The organism is Pontibacter sp. HSC-36F09, from assembly GCF_024171605.1.
GTDB lineage: Bacteria > Bacteroidota > Bacteroidia > Cytophagales > Hymenobacteraceae > Pontibacter.
In genome coordinates this window covers 253,656-269,672 of sequence record NZ_JALKAA010000005.1, presented here as the reverse complement: position 1 = coordinate 269,672, position 16,017 = coordinate 253,656, and the positions used below count along the sequence as shown (strand labels likewise).

Here is a 16,017-nt window from a genome sequence, read left to right as displayed (position 1 = left end):
TTTACAATATAGTATGTTCTGAAGATGAAAGCAACTCCGGGACTCACACTAAAGAGAAAAAAATTGTACTGTAGTTCAGGCATATAGCTGTGGGAAGTATGCTTGGGCTTGCAATTAAACGCTGAGAACCAATGTCGGGATGAGAACTGTGGAAACGGAGCTGGAGGGTTTCAAGACGAGTTTGCTGACGTGTATAACAGATTTAGTTCGTGCTGTCAGCACTTAGTTGAATTAAATTGACAGGAATATTATTAACTTTGTTCTCGTATTAAACTTATATGAAGAACATTCGCAATTTCTGCATCATCGCCCACATCGACCATGGTAAAAGTACCCTGGCTGACCGCCTGTTAGAGTTTACCTCGACGGTGGCAGAGCGTGAAATGCAAAACCAGCTGCTCGACAACATGGACCTGGAGCGGGAGCGCGGCATCACCATCAAGAGCCACGCCATCCAGATGAACTACCGTTACAAGGGAGAAGACTATGTGCTGAACTTGATCGACACTCCTGGCCACGTCGACTTTTCCTATGAAGTGTCCCGTTCTATTGCCGCTTGCGAGGGTGCGCTGCTGATCGTGGACTCTTCGCAAGGTATAGAGGCGCAGACGATTTCGAACCTATACCTGGCCATCGGCTCTGACCTGGAGATTATACCTGTGCTGAACAAGATCGACCTGCCGCACGCCATGCCAGAGGAGGTAAGTGACCAGATCATCGACCTGATCGGCTGCGACAGAGAGGACATAATTCATGCCTCAGGTAAGGCAGGCATCGGTATAGAGGATATACTGAGCGCCATTTGCGATCGCGTGCCGGCTCCGAAAGGAGACCCTGCCGCTCCACTGCAGGCCCTCATCTTCGACTCGGTTTTCAACTCCTATAGAGGTATTGAGGTATATTTCCGAATTTATAATGGAACACTCAAGAAGGGGGAGAAGGTAAAGTTCATCAACACCGGCAAGACCTACGAAGCAGACGAAATCGGGGTGCTGAAACTTAACCAGGAACCGCGCCAGGAGATGGCTGCCGGCAACGTGGGCTACCTGATCTCAGGCATCAAGAATGCAAAAGAGGTAAAAGTTGGCGATACGATTACGCACGTCGACCGTCCCGCAGTAGGTATACAGGGCTTCGAAGACGTGAAACCGATGGTATTTGCCGGTATATACCCAGTAGAGACTAGCGAGTACGAAGAACTGCGAGCCTCTATGGAGAAGCTACAGCTGAACGACGCTTCATTGGTATGGGAGCCGGAAACATCCGCCGCCCTCGGCTTTGGTTTCCGTTGCGGCTTCCTGGGAATGCTGCACATGGAAATCGTGCAGGAGCGTCTGGAGCGTGAGTTCGACATGACGGTGATCACCACGGTGCCGTCGGTGCAGTTCCACGCCTATTCTACCAAGGGCGAGTTGCTGAAGGTGAATGCCCCTTCCGAAATGCCGGAGCCGAACTACATCGACCGCATCGAGGAACCATTCATCAAGGCACAGATCATTTCGAAGGCCGAGTATGTGGGTCCGATTATCTCGCTCTGCATGGACAAACGCGGTATTCTGAAGAACCAGACCTACCTGACCAGCGACCGCGTAGAGCTTTCGTTTGAAATGCCGCTTGCTGAGATCGTGTTCGACTTTTTTGATAAACTGAAGACTATTTCCAGAGGCTACGCCTCGCTTGACTACGAGCTGATCGGTTTCCGTCAGTCGAACATGGTGAAGCTTGACGTAATGCTGAACGGCGAGAAGGTGGATGCCTTGAGTGCCATTGTGCACCGTGACAAGGCTTACGACTGGGGCAAACGCCTCTGCGAAAAGCTACGGGAGCTGCTACCGCGTCAGATGTTCGAGATCGCTATACAGGCGGCTATTGGGCAGAAAATCATTGCCCGTGAGACAGTAAAGGCTTTGCGCAAGAACGTATTGGCTAAGTGCTACGGCGGTGATATTTCCCGTAAACGCAAGCTCCTCGAGAAACAGAAGAAAGGTAAGAAACGCATGCGCCAGGTAGGCAACGTGGAAATTCCACAAGAAGCCTTCTTAGCCGTGCTCAAACTCGACTAACATTAGCAAGCCCCGACGTGCCTCCGCGCGCCGGGGCTTGTCGCTTAAAATGCATAGACCAAAGACATATTGACAAAAGACATATTGACAAAAGACAAATGACTTCATGATGATGAATCGATTTTGTATTTAGTCCAAATTGCCTTTGTCAAAAAAACTCAGAACGCTTAACTCATAACTTTTAACTATAACCATGATTCTGCTCGACGGTAAAAAAACATCCGAAGCCATTCAGCAAGAAATTGCTGCTGAAGTTGCCGAAATTAAAGCCCATGGTGGCAAGGTGCCGCACCTGGCGGCCATATTGGTAGGCAATGACGGTGGTTCTGTTACGTACGTGAACAACAAGGTGCTGGCCTGCGACCGTGTTGGTTTCGGCTCTACCCTGGTGCGCTACGAGGACGATGTAACCGAGGAAGAACTGCTTAACAAGATACAGGAGCTGAACGAGAGCGAAGAAGTGGATGGCTTTATTGTGCAACTGCCGCTGCCAAAACACATTAATACCCAGAAAGTACTGGAAGCGGTAGACCCGAAGAAGGACGTGGATGGCTTTCACCCGGCGAACGTGGGCCGCATGGTGGCCGGCCTGACTTCTTTCCTGCCTGCCACCCCATATGGCATCCTGCAACTGATTGAACGCTACGGCATCGAAACAAGCGGCAGACACTGTGTGGTGATCGGCCGCAGCAACATTGTGGGCTCCCCCATGAGTATCCTGATGGCCAAAGCCGCTTACCCGGGCAATGCCACAGTGACCCTCTGCCACCGCAACACCTACGATCTGGCTTACCATACCCGGCAGGCGGATATCATCATCGCCGCTGTAGGTATACCTGGTCTTATAACAGCCGACATGGTAAAAGAAGGGGCTGTGGTGATCGATGTGGGCACAACCCGTGTACCGGACCCTACCCGCAAGTCTGGCTACAGACTGCGCGGCGACGTAGATTTTGACAATGTGGCACCAAAATGCAGCTACATTACGCCGGTTCCAGGTGGTGTTGGTCCATTGACGATTGCCATGCTACTGAAAAACACGCTGAGAGCGGCAAGAAAAGAAGTATACGCGTAAACTATCGTTTGCCCTCTACCTTAATGAAGGCCCCTTGCCCCTCCAAAACGGGCAGGGGGCTTTTTTAGAATTAGATCAGCTGTTTCTTGCTTATAAGCATATTGCGACCTACTCTATGGAGGCTTTCAATTGATCATATAGCAGGTTCGGTTATACCTTTCTCTGAATCACAACAGAGGGTGCCTGTTCTCAGCTGTGATAAGTCTGCATACAAACGAAATCCACACACGGGGATGTGGACATCCCCAATAGATGGCTTTCGGACACGGATGTCCGAAAGAGCGTTTACTTAACTTTACCTGAAATAGCCGGCACTTCTTCAATCTCCAATCTGCAAGTTCTTTCGCACGTTTCGGACAGGTCGCGACCTGTCCCTACAACTGCCTGACTACAGAAGTTTATGTTCCTCTAAGGTATAGCGGAACATAAGTTGATCTCTACCTTGTTGCTTTTTTAACTAACTTTGCAAGTTCGGTAACGCTTACACTTTGTGTAGGTATAGCCGGGCTTTAATTTAATGAAGGTCTATACCTGAGTGATCAGGTAAAGCCGATGGAATACAGAATTGGAAACGACAAAAGCATACAAGACTGCCTCGATTCATACAGTGCCTAAAGATGGCAGTGAACTTCCGTTGATGGAAGCTTTTTATACCATACAGGGGGAGGGTGGCAACACCGGCACGGCCGCTTACTTTATCAGGTTGGGAGGCTGCGATGTGGGCTGCCATTGGTGCGATGTGAAGGAGAGCTGGGACGCTGAACAGCATCCGCTCACGCCTGTACCTGAGATCGTGGATACTGCCAAAACCTTTCCGGGCAAAACCGTCGTAGTAACAGGAGGCGAACCTTTGCTGTACAATCTCCACCCGTTAACAGCCGGATTGCAGGAGGCAGGTATACGCACCATGATCGAAACTTCCGGGGCTTACCCGCTGAGCGGTTACTGGGATTGGGTGTGTTTGTCTCCTAAAAAATTCAAGGCACCAGATGCTTCTGTATATCCTTTTGCAGATGAGCTAAAAGTCATTATATTTAACAAATCGGATTTTGCGTGGGCAGAAGAGCATGCGGAAAGGGTAGGGACCAGTTGTAAGCTATACCTGCAACCAGAGTGGAGCAAAGCCGGGCAGTTAATGCCGCTTATTGTCGAATACGTTAAAAACAACCCCCAATGGCGTGTGTCCTTACAGACGCACAAGTACATGGATATTCCGTAAAGCTATGCTTAAGCCGCTGCTTCTTCTGACTCTGATTACCCTTAGTATAGCAACCACTTGCCTGGCACAGGACAGACCAGCCTCCAATTCCAGAAAAGCAGTAACACTTTACTACAAAGCCGAAGAAGCAGCTCAGGCACGTGATTTTAACAAGGCACTCACTTACCTTGATGAGGCTATTGAACGTGACCCAAAATATGCTGACGCTTACCTGAAAATTGCGAGTCTGCACCGGGCCATGGGCAACAAGCCCGAGGTGTTTGAAAACCTGCAGAAAGGCTTGACCCTCAAGCCTTTTAACGCCGGACTGATGAACAGCTATTTTGATCTGGCAGACCTGTATTTTGAACGGGGTGATTATGAGAATGCCCGCAAGAACTTTGAGCTTTTCCTGCGCGGTAAGCCCCGCAACGGCCGCATGACAGACTTTGCCCGTCAGCAGATCCAGTCCGCTGAGTTTGCTGCCGAGGCCATGAAGAAACCGGTGAGCTTCAACCCGGTCAGACTACCAGGCAACGTCAACCGGTTCGAACTGCAGTACTTTCCATCCACTACTGCCGATCAGCGCCACCTGATCTTTACCGCAAGGGCCGGCCACCGCCCTGATCAGGACGAAAACATATTTGTCAGCCAGTACCGCGACAACCAGTGGAGTCCACCAAACTCTATCTCACCATCCATCAACACGACGGCCAACGAAGGAGCCGCTACCATTTCCGGTGACGGCAAAACCATTGTGTTCACCTCCTGCAACCGCTCTGACAGCCAGGGCGATTGCGATCTGTACATATCGTTCAGGAGCGGGGATGAATGGAGCAAACCCAAGAACATGGGTACGGTTGTGAACTCCAAAGCATGGGACTCTCAACCTAGCCTTTCAGCTGATGGGCGCACCTTATACTTCACGTCCACACGGCCGGGAGGTATAGGCAAAGAAGACATCTGGGTGACCCGGCTGAATGAAGACGGCTCGTGGCAGAAGCCTGAGAACATGGGCGAGTCCGTGAATTCAAAAGGCCGTGATATGGCGCCTTTCATCCACGTGAGTGGGAGTACGCTTTATTTTGTAAGCGACGGGCACCTGGGCATGGGCGGCCTCGATGTTTTTATGACTTCGCAGGATAACAAAAGCAAATGGAGTGCACCCGAAAACATGGGGTATCCGCTTAACACCCACGCCGATGAAGGCTCGCTCTTCATCACAGCCGACAATAAAAAAGGCTATTACTCCCGCCAGGAAATGACGGAAGCTGGCGCCGCCACGATCCAACTGTACGAGCTGGACGTGCCTGAAAACTGGCGCAGCAAAGTAAAAAGTACTTATGCCCAGGGCCGAGTATTTCACGCCGATACAAAAAAGCCAATTGCTGCGGTCGTGCAGCTCTACGACGTAAGCGCCGACTCGCTGGTACAGCAGGTGAACTCCGACCAGGTGTCGGGCGAGTATACCATTGTGTTATCAGAAGGGCAGCAGTATGCACTCTACGTATCAGCGCCCGGTTTCCTGATGAACAGCCTGAGCTTTGACTATACCTCACGCAAGTCGCTTGACCCGGTGGCGCTCGACGTATACCTGAAACCGATCAAGTCCGGAGCGGCGATTGTGCTCAATAACCTGTTTTTCGACACGGGGCAGTATAAGCTGGAGCGTGAGTCGAAAACAGAGCTCGATAAGCTCATCACTTTCATGCAGCAAAACCATGCTATTAAGATCGAGATCTCGGGCCACACCGATGATGTTGGTTCTGATGCTGATAACAAGGTGCTCTCCGAGCGGCGCGCCCGTTCCGTAGCTGAATACCTGCGCAGCAACAAAGTGCCGAAGGAACGCATCACCTCCGTAGGTCATGGCGAGAACCGCCCTGTTAAGCCAAACTCTTCAGACGAAAACCGCAGCCAGAACCGCCGCATCGAAATGCGCGTGCTTTAGGAGGGAAGCTCGTGCCACTGCCACTGATCAGGTATAACTACTGTAGCTGCGGTTTCATATGCACGATTAACATCCCCCTGCCCCCTTCAAAGGGGGACTTTTCCTCAACTGCCTGAATCAGGTATAAGCTCTGTCGTTACTCTAAAATATCACTGACAGTTATAACAAGACTAGCTTGCCCCTTCAGCAATGAAACAGATCACTTCAGCCGGGTGCACTTAAATGACTACCCACTGTCTGAGCGTTCAGCGAGTGGGGGTAGGGGCCCTCGAGTTTGGGGAGTCATGACTTTTTTGCTTACTGGGGGTAGGGGGCCTCGATTTTTGTGTCAAGACAAAAAGTGAGTGCCCGCCGCACAGGCAAAGCTATAAAACATTACAGTTTGTTATACCTGTATTTGCAGTTGCTAGAAAACAACAGTAAGCTATACCTATACCACCAGCCCCACTAAACCTGACACGAGTGAAGCTACTCGCGCTATACCTGCAAATGCAATAAAACAAAACGGCCTGCAACTTTACAGTAGCAGGCCGTTCCCTTAAATAACATTATAATATTATCTCTTCTCGATATCGATGTAGTTACGCTCTGTTTCGCCAGTGTAGATCTGACGCGGACGGCCGATCGGCTCTTTCTGCTCGCGCATTTCTTTCCATTGTGCGATCCAGCCTGGCAGACGGCCAAGGGCGAACATTACCGTGAACATGTCGGTTGGGATGCCGAGCGCACGGTAGATGATACCGGAGTAGAAGTCTACGTTCGGGTATAGCTTGCGCTCCACGAAATACGGATCGTTCAGTGCTGCTTCTTCAAGTTCCATTGCGATGGTCAGGATCGGGTCGTTGATGCCAAGAGCAGTTAGTACCTCGTCAGCAGCTTTCTTGATGATGCGGGCACGTGGGTCGAAGTTCTTGTAAACGCGGTGACCAAAGCCCATCAGGCGGAAAGGATCGTCTTTGTCTTTTGCTTTAGCGATGAATTTCTTCGAGTCGCCACCATCCGCTTTTATCTGCTCCAGCATTTCAATTACGGCCTGATTAGCACCACCGTGCAGCGGACCCCACAGGGCACTGATACCGGCAGACACAGAAGAGTAGAGGCTGGCGTTGGCAGAACCTACCAGACGTACAGTAGACGTAGAGCAGTTTTGCTCGTGGTCAGCGTGCAGGATAAGTAGTTTGTTGATCGCATCTACTACCACCGGGTTGATCTCGTAATCCTCCGTTGGGAAGGCGAACATCATATGGAGGAAGTTAGAGCAATAGTCCAGCTTGTTTTTAGGGTAGTTTACCGGATGCCCTACCGAGTTTTTATAAGACCAGGCGGCAATAGTAGAAATCTTGGCCATCACGCGAATGATAGACAGGTCCATCTCTTCTTTTGACTGGTTTGGATTAAGCGACTCCGGATAAAAAGCTGTCAGGGAGCTGATCATGGCAGAAAGGATACCCATTGGGTGTGCCGTGGACGGGAAGCCGTCCAAAATCTTGCGCATGTCCTCATTCACGAGGGTGTGCATTTTGATCTTACCACTGAAGTCCTCCAGTTCCTGAGCGGTTGGCAATGCGCCGTAGATCAGCAGGTAGGCTACTTCAATAAAGTTTGACTTCTCAGCCAGTTGCTCGATCGGGTAACCTCTGTAGTGCAGAATACCTTGCTCTCCGTCCAGGAAAGTGATGGCACTTTTAGTGGCACCCGTATTTTTATAACCGGAGTCCAGGGTGATGTAGCCTGACTCCGAACGCAAAGCAGCTATATCGATTGCTTTCTCATTCTCGGTACCTGTTACAACCGGGAACTTGTAGGACTTCCCCTCTAAAATTATTTCAGCGTGTTCTGACATGCCTGTATTTTTTATATGTCCGTGAATAGTCTCTTAACGAAGCGAAATTATAGAAAAATGTATTTAAAACGAAATGGAATGATGCGATATATGGTAAATTAACAATGTTTTAACCCACTTTTGAATCCGCCATTTGTATAAACGACATTCTGTCAAAATGTTTCGGAATATTATGCAGTGTCTTGTACTAATCCATCCTTCGCTGCTCACCATGGAGAAGCGCTGTCATCAGCCTCGGAGGACGCGCCTCCGAAACCATGGCGCGGGGTATACGGGGTGCCTTTGCCCTCCAAGTGGTTCTGCATGTCCAGGTGCAGCTTAATGCGATCCAACTTAATGAACTCTTCCCAAATCTTCTGGTCACTATCCGACATGCGGTTTATCAGGTCTGTTAGCTGCAACCCGTCTTCCGATTTCTGAAGATCCCGGATGTATGGATCGGAGTCGACCATGCCCTGTATTTTTATCCGGAAGTAGGTGTTCAGTTCCATGTATCTGTCTTCATCCCAGTATTCCATTTCCTGCGCCATAATCTGCTTCGTTTATCATTTATACTCATTCCAGTGCATAAGGCTACATTCTTCTATCACAATCCATCCAATCCGCGATCCGGATCGGGGTCATCAGGCTGCACGCCGGGCGGATTGAAAAGGCCCCAGCGATCCACGGCGTAGTTCCAGGCGTCAAACGTTTTCACCCATTCTACAAACAACAGGCGGTACTCTTCCAGCGCGTCCCTGATCAGGTGCAGGTAGTGGATGTGCTCAAAGCCAAACATGATCAGCGTGTTGCAGTGGTTCTGCAGGTCGCGGGCTGCCTTGCGGATCAGTGTGGCGCATTCCATTCGGATGTCATACAGGTCGCCACCCTCAGCACCAGCCACTTTAACACTCAGCAATGCCGCATCTTCCAGCATGAAAGCCTTGCTGCCGGAGAGCCGGTGGTCATCTTCAGGTATAAGATCTGCGATCTTGACGGTGAGTTCGTAGATTTCACGACCCTTCCGGAAAATCGGCATCTGACGCGGGTTGAAGTTATCTTCTTGCATATCTGTGTGTTGGGTCAATACTGCTATACCTACAACAACAGGTATAGGGATAGACAATTTTGTACAAAATACGTATAGATGTGAAGTTATAAAATATTGCCGATTTTGAATTTAAAATACGGGGGCACTGTTTTGCAGATAAGAGGGGCTCTAACCCAACTACATAAGTATAAAATCTACGTATAGCATAACATAGGGCACAGGGGACAGCCCATTTTGTCGCCGAGCCACTCTTCCCCTGTTCCGGGCAATGGAAAGCAGCGCCCTGCTTCATGTGTACGCGTACACATTTCCTGCCCGCATACCTGTGCGTGAGCGTAGAGCCTCAGAACCAACCAAGGGCCTGGTCATGGCACGGTATCAGACAAGCAAACATAGCGGCATTCCTTGCATAGAAGGCGTGCAGACCATAAAATAACTCAAATGATGACACATTCAGCCGACAGGCAGTAAACGGGCTACCCATCACGAGGCCACTGCTTATTGCTCTCAGGTTTTAAAATGATTCTCTAAAAATACGCCCAATGAATATTTTAGAAAAGATCAAGACCAATTACAGTGCCTCCACGAACGAGATGACAGTAGCTGCCTATCTTGAGGAGTGCCGGAAAGACCCGAAAATGTACGCCAAGCCTGCGGAGCGTATCCTCGACGCCATCGGCGAGCCCGAGATGCTCGACACGCGGCAGGACCCTAAACTGAGCCGCATTTTCTCCAACAAGAAAATCAAGATCTACCCTGCCTTTCGCGATTTCTATGGCATGGAGAGCACCATCGAGCAGATCGTGTCCTACTTCCGGCACTCGGCGCAGGGGCTAGAAGAGAAAAAGCAGATCCTATACCTGATGGGTCCGGTGGGAGGCGGCAAAAGCTCCCTGGCCGAAAAGCTGAAGCACCTGATGCAGCAAAACCCGATCTACGTGCTCAAGGCAGACGAACAGATCAGTCCGGTGTTTGAGAGTCCCCTTGGGCTGTTCGCTGATTATGCTGAAGAACTGGAAGAAGAGTACGCTATACCTGCCCGCTACATACCCGGCTGCATGAGCCCCTGGGCCTCCAAGCGACTGCGTGAGTTTGACGGTGACATCAACCGTTTCAAGGTGGTGCGGCTTTTCCCGTCCATTCAGGAGCAGGTCGCGATTTCCAAGACTGAACCCGGTGACGAAAACAACCAGGACATTTCCACCCTGGTGGGCAAAGTCGACATCCGCAAACTGGCCGATTACCAGCAGAGCGATCCGGACGCCTACTCGTATACCGGTGGTCTGTGCCTCGCCAACCAGGGTTTGCTGGAGTTTGTGGAGATGTTCAAGGCCCCGATCAAGGTACTCAATCCGCTACTCACCGCCACCCAGGAAAAGAACTATAAAGGCACCGAACCGATCGGCGCTATACCTTTCGACGGTATTATTCTGGCGCACTCCAACGAGTCGGAGTGGGCCAAATTTCTCAACGACAAAAAGAACGAAGCCTTCCTCGACCGTATCTACAAGGTACAGGTGCCTTACTGTCTGCGCGTGAGCGAGGAGATCAAGATCTACGAAAAGCTCATCCGTGAAAGCTCCCTCAAAGAAGCGCCTTGTGCTCCGAAAACCATCGAGTTGCTTGCGGAATTCTCTGTCATGTCGCGCCTCAAGGAGCCGGAAAACTCCAGCATCTACTCCAAGATGCGGGTGTATAACGGCGAGACCCTTCGCGAAACTGATCCGAACGCCAAGTCCATACAGGAATACCGCGACGATGCCGGTATAAACGAGGGTATGCAAGGTATATCGACCCGATTTGCCTTCAAGATTCTTTCCAAGGTATTCAATTTCGATAGCGAGGAGATTGCCGCTAACCCGGTGCACCTGCTGTATGTGCTGGAGCAGGAAGTGATTAAGATGATGCTGCCGCCAGAAACCGAAACCAAGTACCTGCACCTGATCAAGTCGGTGCTGGCCAGCAAGTATGCCGAGTTTATTTCAGATGAAATTCAGAAGGCTTACATCGAATCCTACAGCTCTTATGGCCAGAACATCTTTGAAAAATATGTAGTATACGCCGACCACTGGATGCAGAACAACGATTACCGCGACCCAGACTCTGGAGAGATCTTCGACCGTAGCATTTTGAACGAGGAACTCGAGAAGATCGAGAAGCCGGCAGGTATAGCCAACCCGAAAGACTTCCGCTCCGAGGTGACCAACTTCTTCCTGCGCTTTAAGGCCAACCATGGCGGACAAAGCCCACGCTGGGACTCCTATGAGAAGATCAAGAACGTGATCGAGAAGAAGATCTTCACCAACACTGAGGACCTGTTGCCGGTCGTTTCCTTCAATGTGAAAACAAACGAGGAAGACGAGAAGAAGCACCGCGACTTTACCCGCCGCATGCGCGACCGCGGCTACACCGATAAGCAGATCCGCATCCTGGTAGACTGGTTCATGCGCGTGCGCAAGACGATGGCGTAGATGGAGTTAGTGAATGAGCGATTGAGTGGATGAGTGATTGGTTTTGATTTTTGAATGGACTTTTATTGAATGATGGATTTAATTTCTTGATGATGTACTGATGATTCATCCTTTAGAGAAAACCCTCCACTTTCAGACTTTTCGTTTTTCACAAAATCAAAACCAATCACTCATTCACTCAATCACTAACTCACTCAATCAATAAAAAACTCACTCATTCACTCAATCCCATGAGCCACATCATCGACAGACGGAAGAACGACAAGGGGAAGTCTACTGGTAACCGGCAGAAGTTTTTGAAGCGGGTGGAAAACCAGATCAAGAAGGCTATACCTGACATCATTTCACAGGAGAGTATCAAGGACAGCAGTACTGGTGGTAGTGTGAAAGTGCCCGTGCGCGGACTCGAAGAGCCTACTTTTCACCACGACCCCAAAACCGGCAAGAAGCAAAGCGTGCGGCCCGGTAACGATAAGTATAGCGAAGGCGACCGCGTGCCCAAACCCAAAGGGGGAGGTGGCGGTGGCGGACGGGGCAAGGGCTCCAACAGTCCGGAGGTGACGGAGGATGAGTTTACCGTGGTGCTTTCGCGGGAGGAGTTTCTGAAGTATTTTTTTGACGACCTGGCGCTGCCCAACATGGTGAAAAAGCTGATGGACAGCACCGATAATTTTGAAATGCGACGAGCCGGTTATACCCGCGACAGCGTTCCTTCCCGCCTCAACATCAAGACCAGCTACCAACAGTCGCTTGGGCGTCGACTGGCCCTCAAGGGTGTACTGGACAAGAAGTTGGCGCTACTGGAGGAGCAGCTGTCGCTGGCGACCGACCCGCAGCTGAAAACAGAGCTTGCCGAAGAGGCAGAGAAGGTACGGCGACAGGCCAACACCCTGCCATTCTTCGAGGACATCGACCTACGCTACAACAATTTTGAGCGGGTGCCTATACCTATTACTTCAGCCGTGATGTTCTGTATCATGGACGTATCGGCCTCCATGGGGCAACATGAGAAAGACGTGGCCAAGCGCTTTTTTACACTCCTCTACATCTTCCTGACACGGCAATACAAAAACGTGGAGCTAGTCTTTATCCGGCACCACACCGAAGCCAAGGAAGTGTCTGAAGAGGAGTTCTTTAACTCGAGAGAAAGTGGAGGTACAGTGGTAGCGCCCTCGCTCAAGTTGATGGAGCAGATCATGCGCACCCGCTACGACGAGAACTGGAACGTGTATTGCTGCCAGGCCTCCGACGGCGATGTGTGGTCGAAGCAGGACGCGACCGAATGCAAGCAGCTTGTGCTGGAGAATATTCTCCCCGTCATTCAGTTCATGGCCTACATTGAAATCAGCAACAGTCCACGCGAGAGTGACCTGTGGCAGGCCTACAACCGCATCAGCGACGACGACTCTTTTTCGATCCGGCAGGTATACGAGCCGTTCGAGATCTGGCCTGTTTTCCAGGGACTGTTCAGGAAGCGGAGCACTGTCTGAATCAGGATTACCTAGATATTAGTATTGGTATTATTCGATATCTTCAACTCTAATCTTATCTATTTATGTCATTTCGACCCTTGGGAGAAATCTGAATAATTGCCATTACCCTAAATTAATTCATATCTCTCCTTGCATTCGAGATGACAGTTTGTGGTCACAGCTCTTTCAGTTAAGCCTATGCTACTTGCTACCATGATCCTTTCAGGATGACAAAGGGTTAGACAAATTTAACTCTGTTTTCTCAGGGAAGGGAGAAACTATAGGGCCGAAGATAGAGCATTCATTTCCAGGTAAAAGTTATCTCAAAACGAACTACCATGACAGACAAAGAAAAATACCGGGCGATGTTTTGTGATCCGAACTGGGATTATGAAACGCTGCAGGCTGCCGATGAAGTGATCAGCCGAATAGGGAAGGAGTACCTCAAGCTGAAAATTTACCCAAACCAGATCGAGGTCGTAACGTCGGAGCAGATGCTGGATGCTTATGCGCTCACCGGACTGCCCACTTCGTACCCGCACTGGAAGTTTGGGAAGGACTTCGTGCTCAACCAGAGCAACTACAGCAAGGGCCGCATGGGGCTCTCGTACGAACTGGTCATCAACTCCAATCCCTGCATCAGCTACAACATGGAGAACAACTCCACCTGTATGATGCTGCTCGTGATCGCCCACGCCTGCCAGGGCCACAATGCCTTTTTTGCCAACAACTACATGTTCCTCGACTGGACCTCGGCCGACTCGATTGTCGACTACATGGCTTTTGCGCGGGAGTATGTGCTACGCTGCGAAGAGGAGCACGGAGAAGAGGAGGTGGAGAAGGTGCTGGACGCGGCGCATGCGCTCATGAACTATGGGGTCGATAAGTACAGAAAACCGTCTAAACTGTCGGCATTGGAAGAGAACGAGCGCTTGAAGAAACTCACTTTGATCCGGCACGAAAACTACAATGAACTGTGGCGCACGCTACCCAAAAGCACAGCTGAACTGGATACAGGTACCTTGGACGAAGGGCGCTTCCCCAAAGAGCCTGAAGACAATATCCTTTATTTTATTGAGAAATACGCCCCGGCACTACCAGCCTGGAAGCGTGAACTGGTGCGCATTGTCCGCAAAGTGTCGCAGTACTTTTACCCGCAGGGGGCCACCAAAGTCATGAACGAGGGCTTTGCAACTTTTGTGCACTACCACATCATCAACAAGATGTTCGAGGAGGGCTTCCTCAACGACGGCTTCATGCTGGAGTTCATCAAGAGCCACAGCGGCGTGCTCTATCAACCGGAGTATAACAGCAAGTTCTACTCCGGACTCAACCCCTATACCCTGGGTTTCAATATCTTCATGGACATCAAGCGCATTTGTCAGGAGCCGACCGAGGAGGACAAGGCCTGGTTCCCGGATTTGATCGGCAAAGACTGGCTGGACCAGGTGCTGTATGTGATGGAGAACTTCCGCGATGACAGTTTTATTATGCAGTACCTTTCCCCGAAAGTGATCCGGGACATGAAACTCTTCACGATCATCGACAACGAAGGCGAGACGGAGTTTGAGATCGGGGCCATACACAATGAGCGGGGCTACCGACGGGTGCGCGAGCAGTTGGCGGCACAGTACGACCGTTCCAGCCACATCCCCAACATCCAGGTTACCCGCGTAGACCGTCACCAGACCAGCAAGCTGTATCTGACGCACTACATGCAGCGGGACCGCAAACTCGAAACCAAAAGCGCCCGGCAAACCATGGCGCACCTCCGCTACCTGTGGGGTTTCCCGGTGGAGCTGCACTCCAAAAATAAGTTGGGAATCAATGAGAGTTCTTTTGAGATAAAGTAGAAGATAGCGGCAATTGCTTATCCACTTTAACTGCCCATGTGTAAGTCCTGCCTGTAAAACTAAAAAGCGCTGAGGGAACATGTCCTTCAGCGCTTTTTAATTTATGTCTAGCTTGTACTATCCACAAAAGTGCGGGATAGCAGTCCGACAGTTGTGCTTTATAGATCCACAACAGCGGATGGCATGATGACGGAGTCGAGCACGTGAATCCTGCCGTTAGAGGCTTCAACATCCGTCTTGATCAACTGTGCATTTCCGACTGAGGTGATGGTACCACTGTTATCGGTACTCACAGGGAGGTAACTTTGATCTGTCATCCGAATTCTGGTATTGCTCTGCAATTGCCCCGAGCCTACCTCCGAAGGTAAAATGTGTGCCTGCATCATGGCGGAAAGTATGGCTCTGTTGTCAGTTAGCAACAGCTTGGCGAGCTTATCTTCCGGCAATTTGGCAAAGGCTTCGTTTGTTGGCGCGAAAAACGTCATTTTATCCAAACGCTCCAGGTCGTTCTCCAGGCCGGCCTGCTCGATCAACTTCACAAACGTAGAGAGGTTGGGACTTTTTCTGGCCAGTTCCATGACCGTATACTGCTCTGTATCGTCAATGTCATCAAACATATCATCAATCGGAACGGGGTTTTCCAGAGCCAGCGATGTAACGGCAATCGTTCCGACTGGCACCATGGCCTTTTCCTCTACAACCAGCACATCCAATATCTGGCCTTCCTCATCGGTAGTACTTCCCGCCATACGCTCGGTTTCACTGTAAGTGGCCTCTTGTTCCATAGCAGTTGCTTCGGTTGTTTCGGCGGAGCTGGCGCAACCATACAGCACAAAAGTCGATAGTGTCATCACGGCAACCGGCTTCAAAATATTCTTCATCATCATAGCTTTCTGAGTTAATAGTTACAAAATATAAAAATCTCGACCTGGCTTCTTTTTTGATCAAGCGACAAGTCTTATAAATTTCTACTCTTTTAAAGTAATGATGTTTCAATGTTTGTACATTAAATACCCCGATGTTAAACACTTAACTAAAATTATCAGGCTGTTTGCAAGAGA

General features: G+C 50.2%; 11 protein-coding genes. 7 read left to right on the top strand and 4 right to left on the bottom strand.

Going from position 1 to position 16,017, the window contains the following annotated elements; genetic code table 11:
* Positions 1-278: 278 nt before the first annotated feature.
* From lepA to L1278_RS15665, 4 genes are all read left to right on the top strand, one after another.
* Positions 279-2,063, top strand: a complete 1,785-nt coding sequence (lepA, locus tag L1278_RS15680) for a translation elongation factor 4 (RefSeq protein WP_253405961.1) — start codon at positions 279-281, stop codon at positions 2,061-2,063.
* A gap of 193 nt (positions 2,064-2,256) precedes the next feature.
* Positions 2,257-3,138, top strand: a complete 882-nt coding sequence (locus tag L1278_RS15675) for a bifunctional 5,10-methylenetetrahydrofolate dehydrogenase/5,10-methenyltetrahydrofolate cyclohydrolase (protein WP_253405960.1) — start codon at positions 2,257-2,259, stop codon at positions 3,136-3,138.
* Positions 3,139-3,703: 565 nt separating this feature from the next.
* Positions 3,704-4,357, top strand: a complete 654-nt coding sequence (locus L1278_RS15670; protein ID WP_253405959.1) for a 7-carboxy-7-deazaguanine synthase QueE — start codon at positions 3,704-3,706, stop codon at positions 4,355-4,357.
* Between the two features lie 4 nt (positions 4,358-4,361).
* A complete protein-coding gene (locus L1278_RS15665; protein ID WP_253405958.1) occupies positions 4,362-6,287 on the top strand; it encodes an OmpA family protein in 1,926 nt (641 codons plus the stop codon).
* A 556-nt stretch (positions 6,288-6,843) separates the two neighbouring features.
* Here the strand turns inward: L1278_RS15665 and L1278_RS15660 are convergent.
* From L1278_RS15660 to L1278_RS15650, 3 genes are all read right to left on the bottom strand, one after another.
* On the bottom strand, positions 6,844-8,130 hold the full coding sequence (locus L1278_RS15660; protein ID WP_253405957.1) for a citrate synthase: 1,287 nt from the start codon (positions 8,128-8,130) through the stop codon (positions 6,844-6,846).
* Between the two features lie 206 nt (positions 8,131-8,336).
* Positions 8,337-8,660, bottom strand: coding sequence for a hypothetical protein (locus L1278_RS15655; RefSeq protein WP_253405956.1), 324 nt, complete (start codon positions 8,658-8,660; stop codon positions 8,337-8,339).
* Between the two features lie 56 nt (positions 8,661-8,716).
* A complete protein-coding gene (locus L1278_RS15650; RefSeq protein WP_253405955.1) occupies positions 8,717-9,178 on the bottom strand; it encodes a hypothetical protein in 462 nt (153 codons plus the stop codon).
* A gap of 524 nt (positions 9,179-9,702) precedes the next feature.
* Between L1278_RS15650 and L1278_RS15645 the strand changes: the two genes are divergently transcribed.
* The 3 genes from L1278_RS15645 (at position 9,703) to L1278_RS15635 (ending at position 14,956) form a co-directional block, all read left to right on the top strand.
* Positions 9,703-11,631: a PrkA family serine protein kinase gene (locus L1278_RS15645; RefSeq protein ID WP_253405954.1), complete on the top strand. Its 1,929-nt coding sequence runs from the start codon at positions 9,703-9,705 to the stop codon at positions 11,629-11,631.
* Between the two features lie 230 nt (positions 11,632-11,861).
* The gene (locus tag L1278_RS15640; protein WP_253405953.1) at positions 11,862-13,121 is read left to right on the top strand and encodes a YeaH/YhbH family protein; all 1,260 of its coding nucleotides are present in this window, start codon (positions 11,862-11,864) and stop codon (positions 13,119-13,121) included.
* A gap of 320 nt (positions 13,122-13,441) precedes the next feature.
* Positions 13,442-14,956, top strand: coding sequence for a SpoVR family protein (locus L1278_RS15635; RefSeq protein WP_253405952.1), 1,515 nt, complete (start codon positions 13,442-13,444; stop codon positions 14,954-14,956).
* Positions 14,957-15,114: 158 nt separating this feature from the next.
* Here the strand turns inward: L1278_RS15635 and L1278_RS15630 are convergent, their stop codons facing one another.
* The gene (locus L1278_RS15630; RefSeq protein ID WP_253405951.1) at positions 15,115-15,843 is read right to left on the bottom strand and encodes a fasciclin domain-containing protein; all 729 of its coding nucleotides are present in this window, start codon (positions 15,841-15,843) and stop codon (positions 15,115-15,117) included.
* Between the last annotated feature and the right edge of the window lie 174 nt (positions 15,844-16,017).